Here is a 21039-nt window from a genome sequence, read left to right as displayed (position 1 = left end):
CAACAGTCCTGTAGCTGAAAAGCGCAGCTGTACAACAGCAGAGTCCAGGAGGCATGGATGAAGTTTCTGGTTGTCGGTGGCGCAGGCTACATTGGCTCGCACATGGTCAAGCACCTGCTCGGTACGGGCCATGAGGTGGTGGTGGCGGACCTCGTCTCGCCCGGCCCCGGCGTCCAGTGGGCGAAACTGGACATCGCCGACGAGCCCGCCCTGGATGTGCTGTTCGGTGTTTGCCGCTTCGATGCCGTGTTCCACTTTGCCTCGTTCATCCAGGTGGGCGAGTCGGTCAGCGTGCCCGGCAAGTACTACCAGAACAATGTCGCGGCCACCCTTTCCCTCCTGCAGGCCATGGTGAATGCCGGTATCAGGCACCTGGTTTTTTCTTCCAGCGCAGCCGTCTACGGCAACCCGCAGTACGTGCCGATCGACGAAGCGCATGCCAAGGGGCCGATCAACCCGTATGGGTTGAGCAAATGGATGGTCGAGCAGATTCTCGAGGACTTCGACCGGGCCTATGGCTTGAAGTCGGTATGCCTGCGTTACTTCAACGCAGCGGGCGCAGACCCGGAGGGCCAGCTGGGAGAGCGTCATGACCCGGAAACCCACCTGATCCCGCTGATCCTGCAGGCCGCTTCGGGCCGCCGTGATGCGGTAACGGTATTTGGCCGCGACTACGACACGCCGGATGGCACCTGCATACGCGACTATGTGCATGTGGCCGACCTGGCGGCGGCTCATGCACTGGCGGTGGATTACCTGCTGGCGGGTGGCGAGCGAACCGCGTTCAACCTGGGCAACGGGCTGGGCTTTTCGGTGCAGCAGGTGATCGATACGGCCCGGGCGGTGACTGGCCGGCAGATCCGCACCCTCGACGCCCCCCGCCGCCCCGGCGACCCGCCCCGGTTGGTGGCGGATGCTGGCAAGGCCATGCACATGCTGGGCTGGCGGCCGGAGTTTGCCTCGCTGGAGTCGATTGTGCGGCATGCGTGGCAATGGGAGTTGCAGTACCCCTGGGCTCGCTACCCCACCCGCTGAAAGAGTGCGCCATACCTGTGGCAGCGGCCTTGTGTCGCGATGGGCTGCGAAGCAGCCCCAGAATACCGAGACTCAATAATAGGTTCGAGGCTGCTCGTCAGCTTTGTTCAATACCGTTCCCACCAGGTTCACCCTTGCCAGGTGATGCAGGCAATCCTCGATCTCCTTCCTGTTGTTCATACCGTTGGCCACCACCAGCAGCACACAGTCGAACTTGGGTATCACGGTGATCGCATCGTCAGAACTGAGCAATGGCGGCAAATCGAAAATGCAGATGCGCGACTCGTAGCGGTTGCGTAGTTCGCTGATCAGGTTGTTCACTTTGGGCGACGACAGCATTTCGGTGGACAACGGCACCGGCACCCGCGTGGGCAGCACCACGAACCGAGGCAAGGTCGGGTTGACCAGACAGTCCTGCAACTCGGCCTTGTCCGTCAGAAACTCGTTCAACGCCTGGTCCATGGGCAGGCCCAGGCTGCTGCCGACCTTGGGTCGACGCAGGTCGAAGTCCACCAGCAAAGCGGTCTTGGTGGTGTGGTGGGCGATGCTCATGGCCAGGTTGATCGCCAGCACCGTCTTGCCCGCTTCAGGGGTTGGCGAGGTGATGGCCAGGGTTCGCCAGCCATTCTCGTCCATGGTCCTGAGCACTTGCGTGCGCAGCAGGTCGATCGGCCCGTTCATGTTGGAGTTCTTGTTGTAGGCGACGATACGGTGACGCTCCAGGTGCTCCGCGCGCAGCGGCACCACCTTGGTGTTCACGTAGTCGAACTGGCCAGGCACTTCCGCCAGTGCCGTACCAGGGGCGGGTGACAAGGCCTGGGGGGTACCCGGGGTAACCTGGTGAAGATTATTGCCGACAGCCTGCTTGGTCCTGTCCATCACTGCTTCCCTATGCAAACCGAGACATGACTTTGAACAACAGCACATCCAGTGGCATGTAGAACACGTGCACCAGCACTACCATGATAGCCGCCAGCGCCAGTGCCGCCACGATCAGCCAGTTGCGCCAACGCTTGCGCCTGGCCACATCGGCCTTGGTATCGATGTATGGCAGCGCCACCAGCACCCGCCTGCCCAGCAGGTTCTCCAGTGCACCGACGCCGCGAATGCGCTGGTTGAACATCTCCAGCAGCATCACCAGCGCACCGCCACCTGCCGGTGCCAGCACCAGGCCCAGCGCAGCGATCTTCTTGCGGTTGGGCTTGATCGGTTTCTCGGGCATCAGCGGTGGTTCAAGCAGTACAAAGCGCTCGGCCTTGTTCTCCTGTTCCAGGCTTTCGGTAATCTTCGCGCCCATTTCCTTGGCGCGGATTTCCTCGTACTTCTTGCGCGCGTTGTCGTGGTCACGCATCAAGGTCACCAGGCCACGCTCGACCTGCGGCGCCTCGAGGATCTCGGCCTCGTAGCCTTCCATCTTGCGGGTCAACTCGCGCTTTTGCTCGGCCAGCGAAGCAATGCGCTCCTGTGCCGCGCTCATCTTGGCGCGCACGCGGGCGACATCGAGGCCGACCGTGGAGGCCGCTGCCGTGCGATTGCCACTGGCTTCGAGCGCCTGGATCCTGCGCTTGACCGCCACCACATCGGGGTGGGCTTCCTTGTAGCGGCTCAACAGCCGGGCATATTCGGCCTTCAGGCTGGGCAGGTCCTGGGGCTGCTCGGCACCGGCCGCCCTGGGGCCTTCGCCGGCCTTGGTTGCCAGCCCGGCATTGGCCGCGGACAGTTCCAGCTCAAGGTAACGCAGTTCTTCCTGGGCGGCCTTGTAATCACGGTCGACCTCGCGGAACTCCAGCTCCGACCGTGACAGCATGTTCATGCGCAAGGTCTGGTGCTCGGGCAAGGCGTTGGCGTGGGCCTGCTTGAAATCCGCCAGCTGGTTTTCCAGGTTGGCCAGCTCGGCACCCAGCTTGTTCGCCTCCTGGGTGAGGAACTCGGTGGTTTCGTTGGCCCGCTCGGTACGCTGCTTGAGGTTCTCGTTGAGGAACAGCGTCACCAACTCGTCGGCGACTTCCTTGGCCACCTCGGGCTGCTTGTGCTCGAAGGACACATTGAACGCCACGGTCGCTTCACCCCGCCCGCGCACGTATGTGGTAAGGGTTTCGACGACGATGGCGCTGCGCATGTGGTCGATCTTGTCGCTATCGCTGAAGCGCTTGTCGGGAAACAGGTTGTACTTGTCGATGATGCGCAGCAGGTTCTCGCGGGTCATCACCCGCTGGCGAATCACTTCGATGCGTTCATCGGCAAAGCTGGTGTTGTTGGTCGACACCAGCTCAGGGGAAATTTGCTGCGATTCCACCAGGATGGTGCCGGTCGATTGGTAGATCGGCGGCACCATCACCGCGACTGCGACGGTCGTGGCCAGGATGACTACGATGCTCACCCCCAATAACAGGGCCCTGTCCTTGATTATGGCAATGTAATCTCTGAGGGAGAGCTCGTAGTCAGACTTCATGGGGCCACCTGCCTGAAGTTCAGATGTCGGGGTACCTGTACGTCAACGTCAAACCCACGATCGTAGCGTTCGCATCAGCTTCGTTATCCTGCTGCCGTTCCTTGTACATCAGCGACAGGCGCAGGTCCCAGTACGGCGAAAACTCGCGGCTGGCCCACACGCTGTAAGTCTGCAGGGTGTTGGGGGTCTGCCCTTTGCTGTCTTGCCAGGCAGCGTCCGCGCCCACCCGGGTCAATTCGCTGACGGCGTAACTCCACACACCGCGCACCTGGTCCAGCTCGGCGAAGCCGCCTTCGGCGCTGGCTACCGTGCTGCGTTCGGCGGTGAAGCTGGCGACGGCGCGCGCACCGGTGTAAAGCAGCGCAACCCCACCCTCCCCGCGTCGGCCACCTTCGTCACCGGAAACCTCGGTGACACCCACATGCGCATCGGCGCTGAGGCTTTCGGAAAACTGGTACTTGACCCCGACCGCGGGGCTGTAGCTGTTGGACGCCGTCGCCGTCTGGTCCTCCTCGGGCTCATAGCGCCGGGCACCAAAGCGGCTGTACAGATCAGCCCGCTCGCTCCAGGCGTAGGTCCAGGTGAACACGTTGCCCAGTTCTTCGTAACCCGTCAGCGTACTGATGTCATAACGGGCACGGTTGTACGTGGTTTCGTTGCTCAAGGTGCTACGCTCGGTAACCGCCTGGCTCCAGTTGCCGGTCAGCGTATACAGCTTTTGCGTGCCATCGGTGGTGACCACACCGGTATCCAGCACCGTTCCCGACAGCGTCGAACTTTCGTTGTAACGCGCCAGCAGGCCAAACCGCCCGCGCTCGGTCTGACGCTGCCAGCCCAGGCTCACGTCAGGGTCCTCACGGTTGTCGACCACCGCCGTGTCGGACGAGCGCAATACATTCATGCCCAGCCCCAACCTCAGTTCGTCCCGGTCGAAGGTACCGATCAGGGTGTAATCCGGCGCGATGATCGTGCGCGTTATGCCCTTTTCACCCGACGACAGCAGCAAGGGGTTGCTGTCATGTTCGACGGATGTCGGTACCACTACCGTAGACTGCCAATTTGCTGCCAAGACCGTGTTCGTAAACGGCAACACCAAGATTGCCGTTGCAATACTAGTTGTTCTGAGAAGAGGCATTAAGTGTTCTTATTAAAGGCAAGATCAAGGGACGACCAGCGTATCGCCAGCCTGAAGTTGGATGTTGGTGGACATATCCCGGCCAGACACCAGGTCTCTATATCGCACGGGCAGGATTTTTTGGGAAGCGCCAGTGCCTCGCACCACTTTGATTTCGCTTTCATCTGCAAACTTGTCCAGGCCGCCAGACATGCTCAGGGCCTGCAACACTGCGGTAGGGCCCGCCATCTGTACCGGCCCGGGCTTTATCACTTTGCCTTGTACATAGACCAGGTTGCCGGCGATGCTCTTGACGACAACGCTGACGTTCGGGTCGGGGAGGAATTTCTCGAGTTTGGCAGCCACTTGTTTTTCAACGGTCGTCACATCCAGCCCGGCAACATCGATGCGACCTGCCAGGGGGAACGTGATACTTCCATCGGGAAGTACGGTGGCTTCCTGGCGCAGGCTATCTTCCTGCCACACCGAAACCATCACCACATCGCCGGGGCTGAGCAGGTAGGTAGCACTGCTCGGGTCGGCCTTACCGGCACCAGACCACACCATCAGCATGCAGAACGCGGCAAACATTGAACGCACCATGAGGGTCCCTCCGGCCGAAAAGGCCCGACAAAGAGCACTGAATGAGAACAGCACACCAACTCTCGCTCCGCTTCGCGGCATACGCCAACCGCGATAACCTCGATCTTTACGAGGCCTTGCCTTGACGCTGTGCAGCCTGGGCTTTGCTGCCTGCAACCGTGGACCTGCACGGGCTACTGGCAATATAGCAACGGCTGGGGAATTGACAAGCGAGGCCCCGGGCCGCTGGCGTCAAGGTTAGAACCCAGGCTGGCGGATTCAGATCTTTCTCCTGTTGGCGACAGCTACAAAGCCAACGACAGCAAATGCAAAGAACCACCCTGCCGTTGAAACAGGGACGATACTGTTCTGAATGATATACATATCCGCGGCACGCGCTGCGCCACTTAACAGCGCCAGCAAAGACATCGATTTGATAATCAGAGCCGTGCGCATACGCCCTCCTGAAGAGGAAAATCAACTGTTTGTTGGCGTGGTGTTCGGGAGTTGTTTCACCGTTGAGATGAGCTTATGAACACAATGACATTGCGTCAACGATTCGACACTATAATAAAATTCAATGGGCGCCGGACAATATAGTCAAAATATCGACGCGCAAATTGAGCATAGGGCGCTGCATTGGTGGCGCCATAGTTTCATCGCTGAGAAAGGCAAGGCCGTGGGGTGCTTTGGCGCCCCGGCATGTTATTCGTCTGTGTGATGCACCACGACCAGCAACTGCGCCGGCAGCGGCCCCACCGACCTTAGCCGGTGTGGTGTCTGGGCATTGAAATGCAAGGCATCGCCTTGCTCCAGCAGTACCCGCTCGCTCATGAAGTCCACTTCCACCTGGCCGGCGTGGACGAACAGGAATTCTTCGCCCAGGTGCTCCTTGAACGTAGGGTCGCTGAACTCGGTCGGCGGCTGGATCAGGAACGGCAGCAGGCTGCGCTGCCCGACCTGGCTGGTGAGGGCCGAGTACCCCGGCCCTGCCCCGTCACCCACCAATGCCTGGCGCTCGCCATGGCGTACCAGGCTGTAGCGGTTCTGGCCGGTCTGCTCTTCGGCGAACAGTTCTTCGACATTGACATTCAGTGCCCGCGCCAGCTTCAGCGCGGCGGCGATCGAGGGGGTGTTCAGGCCACGTTCGACCTTGGACAGGTAGCTCTTGGTCATGCCGGTCTTGTCGGCCAGCAACTCCAGGGTCATCCCCAGTTTCTTTCGCAGCAGTTTCAATCGGATAGACATGTGACGCGGATTTCCCAGGCGAAGGCAGCCCGGCCATCATACGTGGACTGCCAGGGAAATGCTGGGGCTGCTGTGCAGCCCCCGACTTTACGGCATCACCGGCGGCACGTACTGCAACGTCGTACCCAATGCCCACAGCAACACCAGCACCAGCGGCACGTGCACCAGCAACTGCACGAACGAGAAGCCGATCAGGTCGCGTGCCTTGAGCCCCAGTACCCCCAGCAGCGGCAGCATGTAGAACGGGTTGATCAGGTTCGGCAAGGCTTCTGCGGCGTTGTAGATCTGCACTGCCCAGCCCAGGTGGTACTGCAGGTCATTGGCCACCAGCATCACGTACGGGGCCTCGATGATCCACTTGCCACCACCCGATGGGATGAAGAAGCCCAGCACCGCCGAGTAGACGCCCATCAGCACGGCATAGGTGTCATGCGTGGCGATCTGGGTGAAGAACAGTGAAATGTGGTGGGCCAAAGTCTGCTCGTCGACGCCCTTCACCTGGGTGAGAATGGCAGCGATCGAACCATACAGCGGGAACTGGATCAGCACCCCGGTGGTGGTCGGAACCGCACGCGCCACCGCATCGAGGAAGCTGCGCGGGCGCCAGTGCAGCAAGGCACCGAGCATGATGAACAACAGGTTGTAGGTGTTCAGCCCGGAAATGGCGGTAATCGCCGGTTTGGTGGCGAACTCCTGGTACAGCCAGCCGGCGGCCAGGGCCACCAGCAACAGGATCAGGATGGGGCTGTGTTCCAGCCACTCGCCCGGGCGGGTGCGCTGGGGTGCCGGTGGCGCGGTGAAGCTGGGGTCGACCCCGCAGTCCTGGGCGCTGCGCGCGCTGTTCGGGCCCGGCGCCGTGGCGTAGGCGATCACCAGCGAGACCACTACCAATGCCGCCAGCATCACGCCGGACTGCCAGAGGAAGATGGTCTCGGTGAACGGGATCACCCCGGTAATCGACAGGATCGACGGTGGCAGGCTGGCCGGGTTGGCCTGCAGTTGCGCCGCCGACGAAGACAGGCCCAGCGCCCACACGGCGCCCAGGCCCAGGTAGGCGGCGGCGCCGGCGGCGCGGTAGTCCATCTTCAGTTCGGTGCGTCGGGCCAGGGCGCGCACCAGCAGGCCGCCGAACACCAGCGACAGGCCCCAGTTGAGCAGCGATGCCAGCATCGAGATCAGCGCCACCCAGCACACGGCCGAACGGCCATTGCCGGGGATGCGCGCCAGGCGGTCGATCAGGCGCGCGGCGGGCGGCGAGCTGGCCACCACATAGCCGCCGATGACCACGAAGGCCATCTGCATGGTGAAGGGGATCAGGCTCCAGAAGCCATCGCCAAAGGCCTTGGCAGTGTCGGTCGGCTTGGCGCCCATGGCCAGGGCGCCGATGCACACCAGCAGTACTGCCAGGGCGGCAAACACCCAGGAATCGGGGAACCAGCGTTCGGCCCAGTTGGAGCAGCGCAAGGCAAAGCGCGCGGAACGGCTGTCTTGGATTTCAGCGGCCACAGTTCAATTCCTTTTATTGGTTTTATCGGATACATCAGCAAAAACGCAAAACCCCTGTAGGAGCAGCCTTGTGCTGCGAAGCGGCCAGTACAGACAACACATCTCGTGCATGCCTGCGCTGGCCGCTTCGCAGCACAAGGCTGCTCCTACAGGGGCGTGACGCTAGCGATCTTAGAAGGTCATTTCCTTCACATCATCCGGCACGATCAGCTTGCCGGCGGTTTTCTCGATGATTTCCTCGATGCTCACCCCAGGCGCGGTCTCGCGCAGGATGAAGGCGCCGTCTTCGATTTCCAGGTAGGCCAGGTCGGTCAGCACCTTGCGAATGCAGCCAGCACCGGTCAATGGCAGGCTGCACTGCGGCAGCAGCTTGGACTCGCCGTCCTTGGAAGCGTGGGTCATGGTGACGATGATGTTCTCGGCACCGGCCACCAGGTCCATGGCGCCGCCCATGCCCTTCACCAGCTTGCCCGGGATCATCCACGAAGCGATGTTGCCTTGCACATCCACTTCGAAAGCGCCGAGCACGGTCAGGTCGACGTGGCCGCCACGGATCATGGCGAACGACTGCGCCGAATCGAAGATCGAGGCACCGCGGCGGGCGGTGACGGTCTGCTTGCCGGCGTTGATCATGTCGGCATCGATGGTGCCTTCGGTGGGGAATTCGCCCATGCCGAGCAGGCCGTTTTCCGATTGCAGCATCACATCCATGTCGGCGGGTACGTAGTTGGCCACCAGGGTCGGAATGCCGATGCCCAGGTTTACGTAGTAGCCGTCCTTCAGTTCACGGGCGACGCGTTGCGCCATCTGTTCGCGGGTCAGTGCCATGGTCAGGATCTCTTTGTTGTTCTGGTGGATGGCGCTCAGGCCTTGACGGTGCGCTTTTCGATACGCTTTTCGAAGGTGCCGACGATGACGCGATCCACGTAGATGCCCGGGGTGTGGATCTCGCTGGGCAGCAGCACGCCAGGTTCGACGATCTCTTCCACTTCGACCACGGTGATCTTGCCGGCGGTGGCCGCCAGCGGGTTGAAGTTTTGCGCGGTGTTGCGGTACACCACGTTGCCGTAGTGGTCGGCCTTCCAGCCCTTGACGATGGCGAAGTCGCCGGTGATGGATTCTTCGAGGATGTACTTGCGGCCGTTGAATTCGCGCACTTCCTTGCCGTCGGCAACCGGGGTGCCGTAGCCGGTGGCGGTGTAGAAGGCCGGGATGCCGGCGCCACCGGCGCGCATTTTCTCGGCGAGAGTGCCTTGCGGGGTCAGCTCCACTTCCAGCTCGCCGCTCAGCAGCTGGCGTTCGAACTCGGCGTTCTCGCCCACGTAGGAAGCGACCATCTTGCGGATCTGCCGGTCTTCCAGCAGCACGCCCAGGCCAAAGCCGTCGACACCGCAGTTGTTGGAGACTACGGTCAGGCCCTTGACGCCACGGCGCTTGATTTCGCTGATAAGGTTTTCAGGGATACCGCACAGGCCGAAACCACCAGCCAGTACCGTCATGTTGTCGGTCAGGCCTTCGAGGGCCTGTTCATAGGTTGCAACGCGCTTGTCCAGTCCGGCCATGCTGATCCGCCTTTTGTAGTTGTTGAACCGACGAGGCTGTCGGTGAGCGTGTGGGGACATCTTCACCGCAAGCGACTGATTTGTTAATTTTGTTTTCATCATCGATTGATAACTTTTGCAAAACAACCAACAGGCCTGTCATGAACGTCAAGCAACTGCGCGCCTTTGTCGCTGTGGCCAAATACCAGAGCTTCGCCCAGGCCGGTGAACACCTGCATGTCTCGCAACCGGCACTGAGCCTGACCATCAAGGCCCTGGAAGAAAACCTTGGCGGCGCCCTGCTCAGCCGCACCACGCGCAGCGTCAGCCTGACTGCCGAGGGCGAGGTGCTGCTGCCGCTGGCACGGCGCCTGCTGGCCGACTGGGACGACACCGAAGAAATGCTGCGCCAGCGTTTCACCCTGCAACTGGGCCGGGTTTCGGTGGCGGCCATGCCGGCCTTTGCCGGCAACCTGCTGCCCCACTCGCTGAAGGTATTTCGCCAGCGTTACCCGAAGGTCAACGTCACGGTGCACGATGTGATCAACGAACAGGTGCAGGAACTGGTGCGCCATCGCCGCGTCGAACTGGGCATCGGCTTCGAACCGGACAACATCGATGGCCTGGATTTCCACCCGTTGTACATGGACCGTTTCGTCGCCGTGGTGCCCGCCGATTCGCCCTTGGCGCAGCTGCCCCAGGTCAGCTGGGCACAGTTGCTTGCCGAAGACTTCGTGGCCCTGCAACGCCCTTCGGCGGTGCGCCTGCTGATGGAGCAGAACGTGGCCGCCCGCCACGGCAAACTCGCGGTGGCTTTCGAGAGCCATCAGTTGTCTACCGTCGGGCGCATGGTCGCCAGTGGGCTGGGGGTCAGTGCCGTGCCGGCACTTTGCATCAATCAGATGCAGGAGCTTGGCGCCCGCTGCGTGCCCTTGGTCGAGCCCACGGTCGAGCGCCGCATCGGTGTGATTGCTCTTAGCGAACACAAGCTTTCCACGGCAGCGCAAGCGCTGCTCGAGGTACTGCTTTCCAATACCCGCATCCCGGAGGTGACATGCGTTACGTGAAACTGGCAGGTTCGAGCGTTCCGGCCATCGGCCAGGGCACCTGGTACATGGGTGAAGATCCGGCTCGCAAGGCGGCCGAGGTGGCGGCCCTGCAACAGGGTATCGAACTTGGGCTGAGCCTGATCGATACCGCCGAGATGTATGCCGAAGGTGGCGCGGAAGAAGTGGTTGGCCAGGCCATTGCCGGGCGCCGCGACCAGGTGTTCCTGGTCAGCAAGGTGTATCCGCACAATGCCAGCCTGCGCGCCATGGCCGCCGCCTGCGAGCGCAGCCTCACCCGCCTGGGCACCGACTGCATCGACCTGTACCTGCTGCACTGGCGCGGCCAGCATCCACTGGAGGAAACCGTCGAAGCGTTTGAGCGCTTGCGCGAGCAAGGCAAGATCAAGCGCTGGGGTGTTTCCAATTTCGATGTCGACGACCTGCGCGAACTGCACAACCCCGATTGCGCCACCAACCAGGTGCTGTACAACCCGGCCCAGCGTGGCATCGAGTTCGACCTGTTGCCGTGGTGCGAAAAGCGTGCGCTGCCGACCATGGCCTACTGCCCGCTGGCCCAGGCCGGGCGCCTGCTGCAGCACCCGGTGCTGGCGGAAATCGCCGAGCGCCATGGGGCCACGGTGGCCCAGGTCAGCCTGGCGTGGGTGACACGCAATGACGGGGTGATAGCCATCCCCAAGGCCGTGACGCCCGAGCATGTGCGGCTGAATGCCGCTGCGGGTGCGCTGACCCTGACCGGCGAAGACCTGCGGGCGATCGACCGGGCGTTCCCGGCACCGACGCGCAAGCAGCGGTTGGCGATGGTGTAGCGAAGAGAACTGAATTCGCAAGTAATCCTCGTACCCTGTGGGAGCGGCTTTAGCCGCGAAGAATTCAACGCGGTGCATGGCACCGGCTGCGCCGGTGTTCGCGGCTAAAGCCGCTCCCACAGGGACCGCGCAAAAATCAGGGTTTTGCGTGAGATGCCGGGGATCAATGGAAGTCCCGGCTGCGTACATCCAGCCCTTGCAACAACGGGCTCACATCCTCCAACCGCCGTGCTATCAGGTGGCGCACGCCATTCTCCTGCTCCAGCCGCCCGCTGACCTTGAGCAACTGCGCCCCCACCAGTGCCCGCCGCTGCCGTTCGGCAAGCGCCCGCCACACCACCACATTGACCATGCCGTGCTCGTCCTCAAGGGTGACGAAGGTCACGCCGCTGGCGGTCTGTGGCCGCTGGCGGCCCACCACCAGCCCGGCCACGGCAATGTTGTCACCATGCCCGACATCTTGCAGCTCGCGCGAACTGCGACAGCCCAGGGCCCGCAGGCGTGAGCGCAACAAGGTCAGGGGATGCGGCCCAAGCGTGGTACCCAGGGTCTGGTAATCGGCCATCAGGTCTTCTGCCACACTGGGGACGGGCAGTTCGACGGTACGTTCCGGCAAGGCTTCGATATCGGCGAACAAAGGCAGCTGCGGCTGCACCGCCGCCACCTGCCAGCGCGCCTGGTGCCGGTCGCTGGCCAAGGCGCGCAACGCGCCGGCATCGGCCAGGTGGGCGCGGGCACGCGAATCGAGCCCGGCACGCAGGCACAGGTCTTCGACATCGCGCCATGGCCGCTGCGTCCTCGCCTGCTCCAGGCGCCTGGCATCAGCCTCGGCAAGGCCGCGTACCAGGCGCAAGCCCATGCGAATGGCCAGCACCTCGCCAGGCTCAGGCTCGAGCGTGCAGTCCCAGTCACTGTGGCACACATCGACCGGCCTGACCTCGATACCCTGGCGCCGGGCCTCTTGCAGCAACTGGTCGGGGCTGTAGAAACCCATGGGCCAGCTGTTGACCAGCGCGCAGGTGAAAATCGCCGGTTCATGGCACTTGAGCCAGCTGCTGGCATAGCACAACAAGGCAAAACTGGCCGCGTGCGATTCCGGAAAGCCATAACTGCCAAAGCCCTTGATCTGCTCGAAGATGCGCTCGGCAAACGCCAGGTCATAACCATTGCGCAACATGCCCTGCACCAGCCGCTCGCGGTGCGGTTCCAGGCCGCCGTGACGCTTCCAGGCGGCCATGCTGCGGCGCAACTGGTCGGCCTCGCCCGGGGTGTAGTCGGCCGCGACCATCGCCAGCTCCATCACCTGCTCCTGGAACAGCGGCACACCCAGGGTGCGCTCGAGCACTGCCTTCAGTTGCGGCGAGGGATAGGTCACCGGTTCCTGCTTCAGGCGCCGGCGCAGGTAAGGGTGGACCATGTCGCCCTGGATCGGCCCGGGGCGGACGATGGCCACCTCGATGACCAGGTCGTAGAACTTTTCCGGCCGAAGCCGCGGCAACATGGCCATTTGCGCGCGCGACTCGATCTGGAACACGCCCATGGTCTCGGCACGGCTGATCATCGCGTAGGTAGCCGGGTCTTCGGCGGGGATGGTCGCCAGGGTCAGGTGCTGGCCACGGTGGCGTTGCAGCAGGTCGAAGCAACGGCGCAAGGCGCTGAGCATGCCCAGCGCCAGCACGTCGACCTTGAGCAGGCCGACCATGTCCAGGTCGTCCTTGTCCCACTGGATCACCGTGCGCTCCGGCATCGCGGCATTCTCCACCGGCACCAGCTCGTCCAAGGGTTGCTGCGAGATGACGAATCCGCCCGGGTGCTGTGACAGGTGCCGAGGGAAGCCGATCAGTTCGCCGGCCAGCACCAGCACCCGGCGCAGCGAAGGGCTGCCCGCCTCGAAGCCGGCCTCGGCCAGGCGCTGGTCGTCGGGTATGCGATCGCTCCAGCGGCCACAGCATTTGGCCAGGGCGTCCACCTGGTCGGCGGGCAGCCCCAGCACCCGCGCCACATCCCGCACCGCACCGGCGGCATGGTAGGTGTTGACCACCGCAGTGAGCGCCGCCCGGTGCCGGCCATAGCGGCGGAACACATACTGGATCACCTCCTCGCGCCGGTCGTGCTCGAAGTCCACGTCGATGTCCGGCGGCTCGTTGCGCTCGCGCGACAGGAAGCGCTCGAACAACAGGTGGTGTTGCATGGGGTCGAGCTCGGTGATGCCCAGCACGAAGCACACCACCGAGTTGGCTGCCGAGCCCCGCCCCTGGCACAGAATGCGCTGGCTGCGGGCGAAGGCGACGATGTCGTGCACAGTCAGGAAGTAGCTTTCGTAGCCCAGCTCCTCGATCAGCGCCAGCTCCTTGGCCAGCACATCCCGCACCTTGCTGCTCGGCCCGTTTGGCCAGCGCGACGGCAAACCCTGCTGGCACAACTCGCGCAACCAGCTCGCCGGGGTATGCCCCTGGGGCACTAGTTCGCAGGGGTACTGGTATTTCAATTCGCTCAGCTCGAACTGGCAGCGCGCAGCGATGGCCAGGGTCTCGGCCAGCAAGTCGGCGGGATAGAGTTCGCCCAGTTGCGCCTGGCTGCGCAGGTGCCGCTCGCCATTGGCAAACAGGAAGCGCCCGGCCTCGGCCACCAGGCAATGCTGGCGAATGGCGGTCATGCAATCCTGCAGGGCGCGGCGACCGCGCACGTGCATGTGCACGTCGCCACAGGCCACGGCGCGGATGCCGACCCTGGCCGCCAGGCTACGCAAGCGTTCAAGGCGCAAGGTATCGTCACTGCCGCGGTGCAGGTGCACGGCCAGCCACAGGCGCTCACCGAACACGCCGTGCAGCCACTGCCCGGGGGTGGCATCGCCGCTGTCATCGGCTACCCACAATGCCAGCAGGCCTTGATGGTGCTGCTGCAGGTCATCGCGAAACAGTTGGTACTCGCCCTTCTGCGCCCGCCGCCGGGCCCGGGTGATCAACGCGCACAGGTTCTGGTAGCCGGCCAGGTCCTGCACCAGCAGCACCAGCCTGGGGCCGTCCTGCAACTGCACTTCACTGCCCACGATCAGCCGCAGCTGGTGTTCCTTGGCCGCCTGCCAGGCACGGACGATACCGGCCAGGGTGCATTCGTCGGTGATCGCCAGCGCCTGGTAGCCCTGTTCACGCGCGCGCCGGAACAGCTCGTCGGCGCTCGACGCGCCGCGCTGGAAGCTGAAGTTGGACAGGCAGTGCAGCTCGGCATAACCCGGGGTGTTCATGCGAACCAGCCCTGCAGCCACAACGGGCCGGCCTTGCCCAGGTCGCGGTAGGCCCAGCCGCGCAGGCCGTCACGGGTTTCGATACGGTAATAGTCGCGGCGCACATCGCCGCCATCCCACCAGCCCGATTCGATGCGCTCGGCATGGCCTTGCAGGCGATAGCCGCCTTCGTCCAGCGCCATGGGGGCCGACAGCAGCCAGCCAGGGCGGCTGCCAGGAACGACCGGCATGCTGCCCTGGGCACCCTGCTCTACCGCTTGCCAGGCGCATTCGGGGCGATGATCGGCTGCCGCGCTCAGGCCCTTGACCGCCTCATCCCCCAGGCGGGCGCGTAGCCGTTCGCGCAATTGTTCCCAAGGTTGCGCCTGTTGCGCACGCGGGTCGAACAATGCCTGGTGTTGCGGCACGAAGGGTGGCAGGTCCTCGGCAACCAGCCGCAGGTTGCGCACAGGTGCGGGAATGCGTAGCGGCTCCAGGCGCCCGCGCGCCAGTTCGAACAGCATCGCAGCATCGCGTTCGGCGGCCAGCAGGCCCACCTTCAGCAAGGTATCCGGCCCTTCGGCATGCTCCAGGTGCAGGCAGAAACGCTGCACGCCACAGTCACGCCCGGCGAGGAACGCGGCAAGGTCGTTGAGCATGCGCCGCAGCGGGAACAGCAGGGCCTGGTGTGATTCGACGTCGAAGTTCAGCTCCAGCCGGGTCTCGAAACGGTCCGGGGGATGGTAAAAGCCCAGCCCCAGGTTGCGCAGGCCGAGCAACTGGTCAAGGTGCAGCTGCACCTGGGCCGGAAAGCGCCTGGCCAGGCTGTCGCGGGGCAAGGCCAGCACCTGGCTCAACTGGCGCAGGCCCATGCGGGCAAAGGCCTCGGCAGCCTGCGCAGGCAGGCCGATACGCTCGATGGGCATGCCCAGCAGCGCCGCACGGGTGGCATCGGCATCCATCACGGCCAGGCCATCGTGAGCATTGGCAAGCATGCGCGCCGCCACCGGGTTGCTGGCCAGGACGATGCGTTGGCGCAAGCCCAGCTCCGCCAGCTCCTGGCGCAGACGGGCCTCGAACAGCGGCCAGGGGCCGAACAGCTGCAGGCTGGAGCCCACCTCCAGCAACAGCGCCCGTGGGTAGTGCAGGCTGACCTGGGCACTGAAGCGGTAGGCCCAGGCTGCCAGCAACTGCTGCACCTGGTCGATGCGCCTGGGTTCGGCTTCGACGCAGCTGAAGCCATCGGCCAGCGCACGCGCCGCCGTCAGGGTTTGCCCGGCCCGCAGGCCGAGCGCGGCCGCCGCCGGGTTGACGGCCTGCAGCACGCGTCGCTGGGTCGGCCCGCCAAGCAGCACCAGGGGGGTATCGGGGTCGTCACGCTCACGCAGGACCGTGTCCAGCGCCAGCTGCGGAAGCAGGATGCAGGCCCAGAGCATGTTGCATCAGCCCCGCCCCGGGCAGGCGATGGGCAGCGCCGGTGGCATGCCACCACGGCTTTTCAGCACGCGCCATTGTGCCGGGCGGGTGTCGACGGCAATGCGCAGCGCCGCGGGTGAAGGGTTGTGCGCCGCCTGTTGCGGCCGGCAGGCGAAGGCCAGCGCCTGCCCGGTTTCGGCAGCCACCTGCAAGCGCCGCAGGGCGCGGTCATCGGCACGTTCCGGCCAGCACAGCACCGCCGCGCAACTGCCGGAGCGCAGGCACTGCTCGGCGGCCCACAGGGCATCGGCAGGTTCGGCGTCCACCTGTACCAGCCAGCGCAGGTCCACCCCCGCGGCCTGCCAGGCCGGGGCGTAAGGAATGAATGGCGGTGCCACCAGCACGATTCGGCTGGCTTCAGCGCTCAAGCGGGCCAGGGTCGGCCACAGCAGCTGCAATTCGCCACAGCCGGGGCTGGCCAGCAACAGTTCGCTGAGCGCAGCCGCCGGCCAGCCACCTTCCGGCAGGCATTGGTCAAGGGCGGCATGGCCCGTGGGCTGCAGGCCGAGCGGCCGCGCCTGGGCCTGCCGACCGCGCCATACCCGGCGCTGGTCGAGCAACCTGTCGAGGTCGACCACCGCGCCCATCAGTCACGCCTCAGCAAGCCGCAGAACACGCCTTCGATGAAGAACTCCTGTTCAGGCCGCACATCGATGGGCGCATAGGCCGGGTTGCGTGGCAACAGCCGGTAATTGCCACCCTGGCGCTGCAGGCGCTTGATGGTCACCTCGCCGTCCAGGCGGGCGACCACGATCTGGCCATCGCGGGCGTCGGCCTGCTGGAGGATGCCGACCAGATCGCCATCGAAAATGCCGTCGTCGATCATCGAGTCGCCACGCACCTTCAGCAGGTAGTCGGGGGTACGGCGGAACAGGCTGGGGTCGAGCAGCAACTGCTCGTGAATGTCGAGGTCCGGGCCGATGGGGGCGCCTGCCGCCACCTGGCCCAGCACCGGCACTTCGAGGATTTCCGGGCGGCGCAGCCGTTCGGCCAGGCGTATGCCCCGCGCCTGGTTCGGCGTGACGTCGATGTAGCCGGCCTGGCACAGGGCGGTGATGTGCTTGCGCGCCACGCTGCGCGAGGCAAAACCGAAGCGCGTGGCGATATCGGCCAGGCTCGGCGGCTGGCCGTGGTCGGCGATGCGCTCACGGATGAACTCGAAGATGGCGCGGCGTTTTGGGGTAAGATTGTCCATGGAGCACATTTGTACTCTTTTCGGAGCACGCTGAACAGCCCCCTTCGTCGACGGCTTGGCGGCTGCGTTCAATAGCTGGGCTGATACTCCAGGGAAAAGGCTGATGCGTTTGGATGGCGAAATGGGTTTACCCCTGTTTCACCCAGCCACAGGTGCATGCTCGGCCATCAACTCGATCATCCAGTCGATAAATACCCGCACCTTGGCGCTGACATGGCGATTCGGCGGGAATGCCAGGTACATCGGCATTGGCGCCATCTGCCAGTCTTCAAACAGCGGCAGCAGCTCGCCGCTGGCCAGGTGCGGTCTGGCCATGTACTGCGGTAGCCAGATTATCCCCAGGCCAGCCAAGCCGGCGGCAAGGTACGCATTGCCGTCGTCGACCATCAGTTGCGAGCGGCCTTGGGCTTCCATGCGCTCCTCGCCCCGCTGCATCGCGTAGGGCAAGGCTTTGCCTGTACGAAACCAGAGGAAGCCGACGGTGTTGTGTCGGCTCTCTTCTAGCTCACGGGGATGCACCGGCGTACCGAAGCGCTGCAAATAGCCGGGCGCGGCATAGATGCCGAGTTTCAAATCGCCCACGTGCCTTGCCACCAGGGATTGATCGGTGATCTCGCCGCCACGCACCACGCAGTCGACGTTTTCACCAATGATGTCGACGATACGATCGCTCACGCCCACAGTCAGCTGAATCTCTGGATAGCGTGCAAAGAACCCTGGCAAGGCTGGTATGAGCAGCATTCGCGCCAGTGGGCTGGGGACATCCACTCGCAGCCGCCCGCGTGGTGTCATCGACGCGCTGGACAAACTGGTCTCGGCGTCGTCCATGTCGACCAGCAGCCGGACGACGCGTTCGTAGTAGGCCGCACCGTCGGCGGTGACATTCACCTTGCGTGTGGTGCGGTTGAGCAGGCGCACACGCAGCCTCGCTTCCAGTTGCTGAACGAGCTGCGTCACGGTGGTCTTGCTCATGTGCAGCGTGGCTGCCGCCTTGGTGAAGCTGCCGGTTTCCACCACGCGGACAAATGCCTGCATTGCATCGAAACGGTCCATTCCACGTCTCACTCGCGCCTGGATTGTTTGGATTATACAAACAGTCATGGCCAGCGCTGCCCGTTTATTCAGGCCGGCGGCCTTTCTTATAGTGGCTTCACCCTAATCAACGGGCCGCCAGGGCCCCGAACGAGGTATGCAATGTCCAGCAAACGTGATGTCGTCTTCCCGCCTGATCGCCATGCTTTGTATGAGCTCCACCGCTACTCGCCAGCGCTTCGTTCCAACGGTTTTCTGTTCGTTTCCGGCCAGGTAGGTAGCCGCAAGGACGGCTCGGCCGAGCCGGACCTCGCGGCGCAGGTTCGCATGGCCTTCGCCAACCTCAATGCGATCCTGGCCGAAGCCGGCAGTAGTTTCGAGGATGTGGTTGACACGACCATCTTCATGGTCGACCCCGACTCGAAATTCGAAACCATCTGGGAGGTGGCGGCCGAGTATTGGGGTGAGGCTCCCTACCCGACGGTGACCGCTATCGGCGTGACCTGGCTGTCGGGCTTCGACTTCGAGATCAAGGTGATCGCGAAACTGCCGCAATGATGCTGAAGGCTTATATGGCTGGTCCGGCAACCTGAATGCGGAGGACGTCTGCCAAGGCTGCCGTACTCCAGTACACTCAGGAAGTCGCGTAGGTGACGTGACTCCAAAGGCAAAGAATCTCCCTTCTGGCCCGCCCATGATTTTGGACCTGGATACCCAATGCTGACTGCCCTGCTGTTCGACCTCGACGGAACCCTCACCGACACTGACACCTTGCATCTGCAGGCCTTTCGCCAACTGCTGCGCGAGCATGACGGCCGCGAGCTGAGCCAGGCGCAGTTCGATGCCCAGGTCAGCGGCCGCGCCAACGGCGAGCTGTTCGCCGAGCTGTTTGCCGGTGCCAGTGCCGAGCAGTGCCAGGTGCTGGCCGACCGCAAGGAGGCGCTGTTCCGCGACATGTCGCCGGCTCTTGAGCCGATGCCGGGCCTAGTGCGCCTGCTGGAACATGCCCAGGCTCGTGACATCGGCATGTGCGTGGTGACCAATGCACCGCGGCTGAACGCCGAGCACATGTTGAACGCCATGGGCCTGGGCCAGCGTTTCGCGCACGTGCTGGTGGCCGAGGAACTGGCACGGCCCAAGCCGGACCCGCTGCCTTACCTGACCGGGTTGCAGCGGCTGGGTGCCGAGGCCGGGCAGGCACTGGCCTTCGAGGATTCGCTGCCGGGGGTGGCAGCCGCGAGTGGCGCGGGGATCTTTACCGTGGGCGTGGCCACTACGCAGACGCCGGAGCGGTTGCTGGCGGCGGGGGCCGGATTGGTGATCGATGATTTCAACGACCCGGCGTTGTGGGCGTTGATCGAGCGTCGGGCTTGAGGTATGTGGTGGATTTGAGATCGAGCGCCGCCCGCGCGGCGCTTCGCAGCACAAGGCTGCTCCTACATCTGTTTCGAACCAGTATCGCCTGTTCCAATGCACGCGACCGCCTTGTTTGCCCGGCACGATATCGAGGTGGACGCCAAGGGACCGCGCGCTTTCGCCTCAGGAATAACTGGCCCGAAACAGATGTAGGAGCAGCCTTGTGCTGCGAAGCGCCGCGCGGGCGGCGCTCGATCTCAAATCCACCATAACCCCCAAGCCGCACACCCCAGGCCCCCATGCTGATCGACGAAGAACTGACCCTCAAGAAGCTGGAAACCTTCCTCGCCTTCATGCGCACCGGCAACCTCGGCCGCGCCGCCGCGGAGCTGGCCACCAGTGCTGTCAGCGTGCACCGCGCCATCCACTCGCTGGAAAGCGCACTGCGCTGCCCGTTGTTCAAGCACGAAGGCCGCCAGCTGATCCCGCTGGAAAGCGCCTACGTGCTGGAAAAGAAAGCCCGCCAGCTGATCCAGGACGCCGAGCAGATGGTTCGCCTTACCCGCGAGGCCGCCGGCTTCTACGCCGAGCGCTTCCGCCTGGGTGCGCTGTACTCGCTGACGGTGAAAACCGTACCCAAGCTGGTCATGGGCCTCAAGCTGCGCCGCAGCGAACTCAACATCGACCTGACCCTGGGCTCCAACGTCGACCTGCTGCAGCGCCTGAAGAACCACGAACTGGAGGCCATCCTCGTGTCGCTCGACGAAAGCGTCAGCGACCCGGCCTGCGAGCAGTTGCCGCTGTTCTCCGACGACATCTTCCTTGCCGTCCCCATCGATTCACCCTTCGCCGAGCAGGCCGAGGTGGACCTGGCCGACCTGGCCGACTCCACCTTCATCACCCTGACCCAGGGCTTTGCCACCCACCGCGATGGTGCCCGGGTGTTCCAGCAGGCCGGCTTTGAACCCAAGGTAGCCATGCAGGTGAACGATATCTTCACCCTGCTGAGCATGGTCAGCTCGGGCGTGGGCTTTGCCTTGCTGCCTGGGCGGATCGCAGCGGTGTATGAAAACCGGGTCAGGCTGATTGCCCTGAAGCCGCAATATCGCTTGCAGCAGCATATTGGCGTGGTGTTCCTCAAGGCGCGGGAGCGGGAGCCGAACCTGCTGGCGTTGCTGGCGGAGTGCCGGATATACAGCCTGGAGCGCTGAGGGGACTCGGACACAGCTTCTTTTGTTGTTTGCTGCACTGGCCTCTTCGCGGGCTCGCCCGCTCCCATAGAACAACACATGACTCATTGGTTCGGCGAGGTTCTGTAGGAGCAGCCTTGTGCTGCGAAGAGGCCGGTACTGACAAAGCCTGTCTGTTGCTTGTACCGGCCTCTTCGCAGCACAAGGCTGCTC

At 63.7% G+C, this 21039-nt stretch carries 20 protein-coding genes; 6 read left to right on the top strand and 14 right to left on the bottom strand.

Translation table 11 applies throughout. The features are described from left to right. Window positions 1-57: 57 nt before the first annotated feature. Complete coding sequence (gene galE, locus WM94_RS17805) at window positions 58-1035, top strand: UDP-glucose 4-epimerase GalE (RefSeq protein WP_061551820.1); 978 nt, start codon at window positions 58-60, stop codon at window positions 1033-1035. A gap of 72 nt (window positions 1036-1107) precedes the next feature. Here the strand turns inward: galE and WM94_RS17800 are convergent, their stop codons facing one another. The 9 genes from WM94_RS17800 to WM94_RS17765 form a co-directional block, all read right to left on the bottom strand. Next, a complete protein-coding gene (locus WM94_RS17800; RefSeq protein ID WP_061551819.1) occupies window positions 1108-1914 on the bottom strand; it encodes a CpsD/CapB family tyrosine-protein kinase in 807 nt (268 codons plus the stop codon). A gap of 10 nt (window positions 1915-1924) precedes the next feature. After that, on the bottom strand, window positions 1925-3487 hold the full coding sequence (locus tag WM94_RS17795; RefSeq protein ID WP_061551818.1) for a Wzz/FepE/Etk N-terminal domain-containing protein: 1563 nt from the start codon (window positions 3485-3487) through the stop codon (window positions 1925-1927). A 19-nt stretch (window positions 3488-3506) separates the two neighbouring features. After that, on the bottom strand, window positions 3507-4622 hold the full coding sequence (locus tag WM94_RS17790) for a hypothetical protein (protein WP_024087164.1): 1116 nt from the start codon (window positions 4620-4622) through the stop codon (window positions 3507-3509). Window positions 4623-4646: 24 nt separating this feature from the next. Next, on the bottom strand, window positions 4647-5204 hold the full coding sequence (locus WM94_RS17785) for a polysaccharide biosynthesis/export family protein (protein WP_015270418.1): 558 nt from the start codon (window positions 5202-5204) through the stop codon (window positions 4647-4649). A 258-nt stretch (window positions 5205-5462) separates the two neighbouring features. Next, window positions 5463-5639 carry an EPS-associated small membrane protein EppA gene (eppA, locus tag WM94_RS30475; RefSeq protein WP_177342409.1) on the bottom strand — a complete coding sequence of 59 codons (177 nt, stop codon included), beginning with the start codon at window positions 5637-5639 and terminating at the stop codon, window positions 5463-5465. A gap of 249 nt (window positions 5640-5888) precedes the next feature. Continuing rightward, window positions 5889-6431, bottom strand: a complete 543-nt coding sequence (locus tag WM94_RS17780) for a helix-turn-helix domain-containing protein (protein ID WP_015270419.1) — start codon at window positions 6429-6431, stop codon at window positions 5889-5891. Between the two features lie 87 nt (window positions 6432-6518). Then, window positions 6519-7937 carry a short-chain fatty acid transporter gene (locus tag WM94_RS17775; protein ID WP_039613643.1) on the bottom strand — a complete coding sequence of 473 codons (1419 nt, stop codon included), beginning with the start codon at window positions 7935-7937 and terminating at the stop codon, window positions 6519-6521. Window positions 7938-8108: 171 nt separating this feature from the next. Then, complete coding sequence (locus tag WM94_RS17770; protein WP_003260585.1) at window positions 8109-8765, bottom strand: CoA transferase subunit B; 657 nt, start codon at window positions 8763-8765, stop codon at window positions 8109-8111. Between the two features lie 35 nt (window positions 8766-8800). Beyond that, window positions 8801-9499, bottom strand: a complete 699-nt coding sequence (locus WM94_RS17765; protein WP_015270421.1) for a CoA transferase subunit A — start codon at window positions 9497-9499, stop codon at window positions 8801-8803. 140 nt (window positions 9500-9639) lie between these two features. Between WM94_RS17765 and WM94_RS17760 the strand changes: the two genes are divergently transcribed. Both WM94_RS17760 and WM94_RS17755 read left to right on the top strand, forming a co-directional pair. Then, window positions 9640-10545, top strand: a complete 906-nt coding sequence (locus WM94_RS17760) for a LysR family transcriptional regulator (RefSeq protein WP_061551817.1) — start codon at window positions 9640-9642, stop codon at window positions 10543-10545. Further along, complete coding sequence (locus tag WM94_RS17755) at window positions 10533-11354, top strand: aldo/keto reductase (protein WP_013972723.1); 822 nt, start codon at window positions 10533-10535, stop codon at window positions 11352-11354. Before WM94_RS17760 ends, WM94_RS17755 begins: the two co-directional genes overlap by 13 nt. Window positions 11355-11517: 163 nt before the next feature. On the opposite strand, the gene WM94_RS17750 is transcribed toward WM94_RS17755, so the two are convergent. From WM94_RS17750 to WM94_RS17730, 5 genes are all read right to left on the bottom strand, one after another. Continuing rightward, window positions 11518-14598, bottom strand: coding sequence for an error-prone DNA polymerase (locus WM94_RS17750; RefSeq protein WP_061551816.1), 3081 nt, complete (start codon window positions 14596-14598; stop codon window positions 11518-11520). After that, entirely contained in the window at window positions 14595-16013 is a 1419-nt protein-coding gene (locus WM94_RS17745; protein ID WP_061551815.1) for a DNA polymerase Y family protein, read from the bottom strand. Before WM94_RS17745 ends, WM94_RS17750 begins: the two co-directional genes overlap by 4 nt. 6 nt (window positions 16014-16019) lie before the next feature. Continuing rightward, on the bottom strand, window positions 16020-16640 hold the full coding sequence (gene imuA / locus WM94_RS17740; RefSeq protein ID WP_041505915.1) for a translesion DNA synthesis-associated protein ImuA: 621 nt from the start codon (window positions 16638-16640) through the stop codon (window positions 16020-16022). After that, the gene (gene lexA / locus WM94_RS17735) at window positions 16640-17257 is read right to left on the bottom strand and encodes a transcriptional repressor LexA (protein ID WP_025339260.1); all 618 of its coding nucleotides are present in this window, start codon (window positions 17255-17257) and stop codon (window positions 16640-16642) included. The genes imuA and lexA overlap by 1 nt, the downstream gene beginning before the upstream one ends. A 129-nt stretch (window positions 17258-17386) precedes the next feature. Continuing rightward, window positions 17387-18301, bottom strand: coding sequence for a LysR family transcriptional regulator (locus WM94_RS17730; protein ID WP_061551814.1), 915 nt, complete (start codon window positions 18299-18301; stop codon window positions 17387-17389). 141 nt (window positions 18302-18442) lie between these two features. Here WM94_RS17730 and WM94_RS17725 point away from each other — a divergent pair, with 141 nt between their 5' ends. The 3 genes from WM94_RS17725 (at window position 18443) to WM94_RS17715 (ending at window position 20847) form a co-directional block, all read left to right on the top strand. Further along, window positions 18443-18838, top strand: coding sequence for a RidA family protein (locus WM94_RS17725; RefSeq protein ID WP_061551813.1), 396 nt, complete (start codon window positions 18443-18445; stop codon window positions 18836-18838). A gap of 159 nt (window positions 18839-18997) precedes the next feature. Next, window positions 18998-19654, top strand: coding sequence for an HAD family phosphatase (locus WM94_RS17720; RefSeq protein ID WP_061551812.1), 657 nt, complete (start codon window positions 18998-19000; stop codon window positions 19652-19654). A 281-nt stretch (window positions 19655-19935) separates the two neighbouring features. Continuing rightward, complete coding sequence (locus tag WM94_RS17715) at window positions 19936-20847, top strand: LysR substrate-binding domain-containing protein (RefSeq protein WP_061551811.1); 912 nt, start codon at window positions 19936-19938, stop codon at window positions 20845-20847. The last annotated feature ends 192 nt before the right edge of the window (window positions 20848-21039 follow it).

The sequence above is a fragment of the Pseudomonas sp. ABFPK genome (assembly GCF_001586765.1).
In the GTDB taxonomy this organism is placed as follows: Bacteria; Pseudomonadota; Gammaproteobacteria; order Pseudomonadales; family Pseudomonadaceae; genus Aquipseudomonas; species Aquipseudomonas asiatica.
The sequence above is the reverse complement of the archived record's forward strand: the minus strand, read 5'-3'. Positions and strand labels throughout refer to the sequence as shown.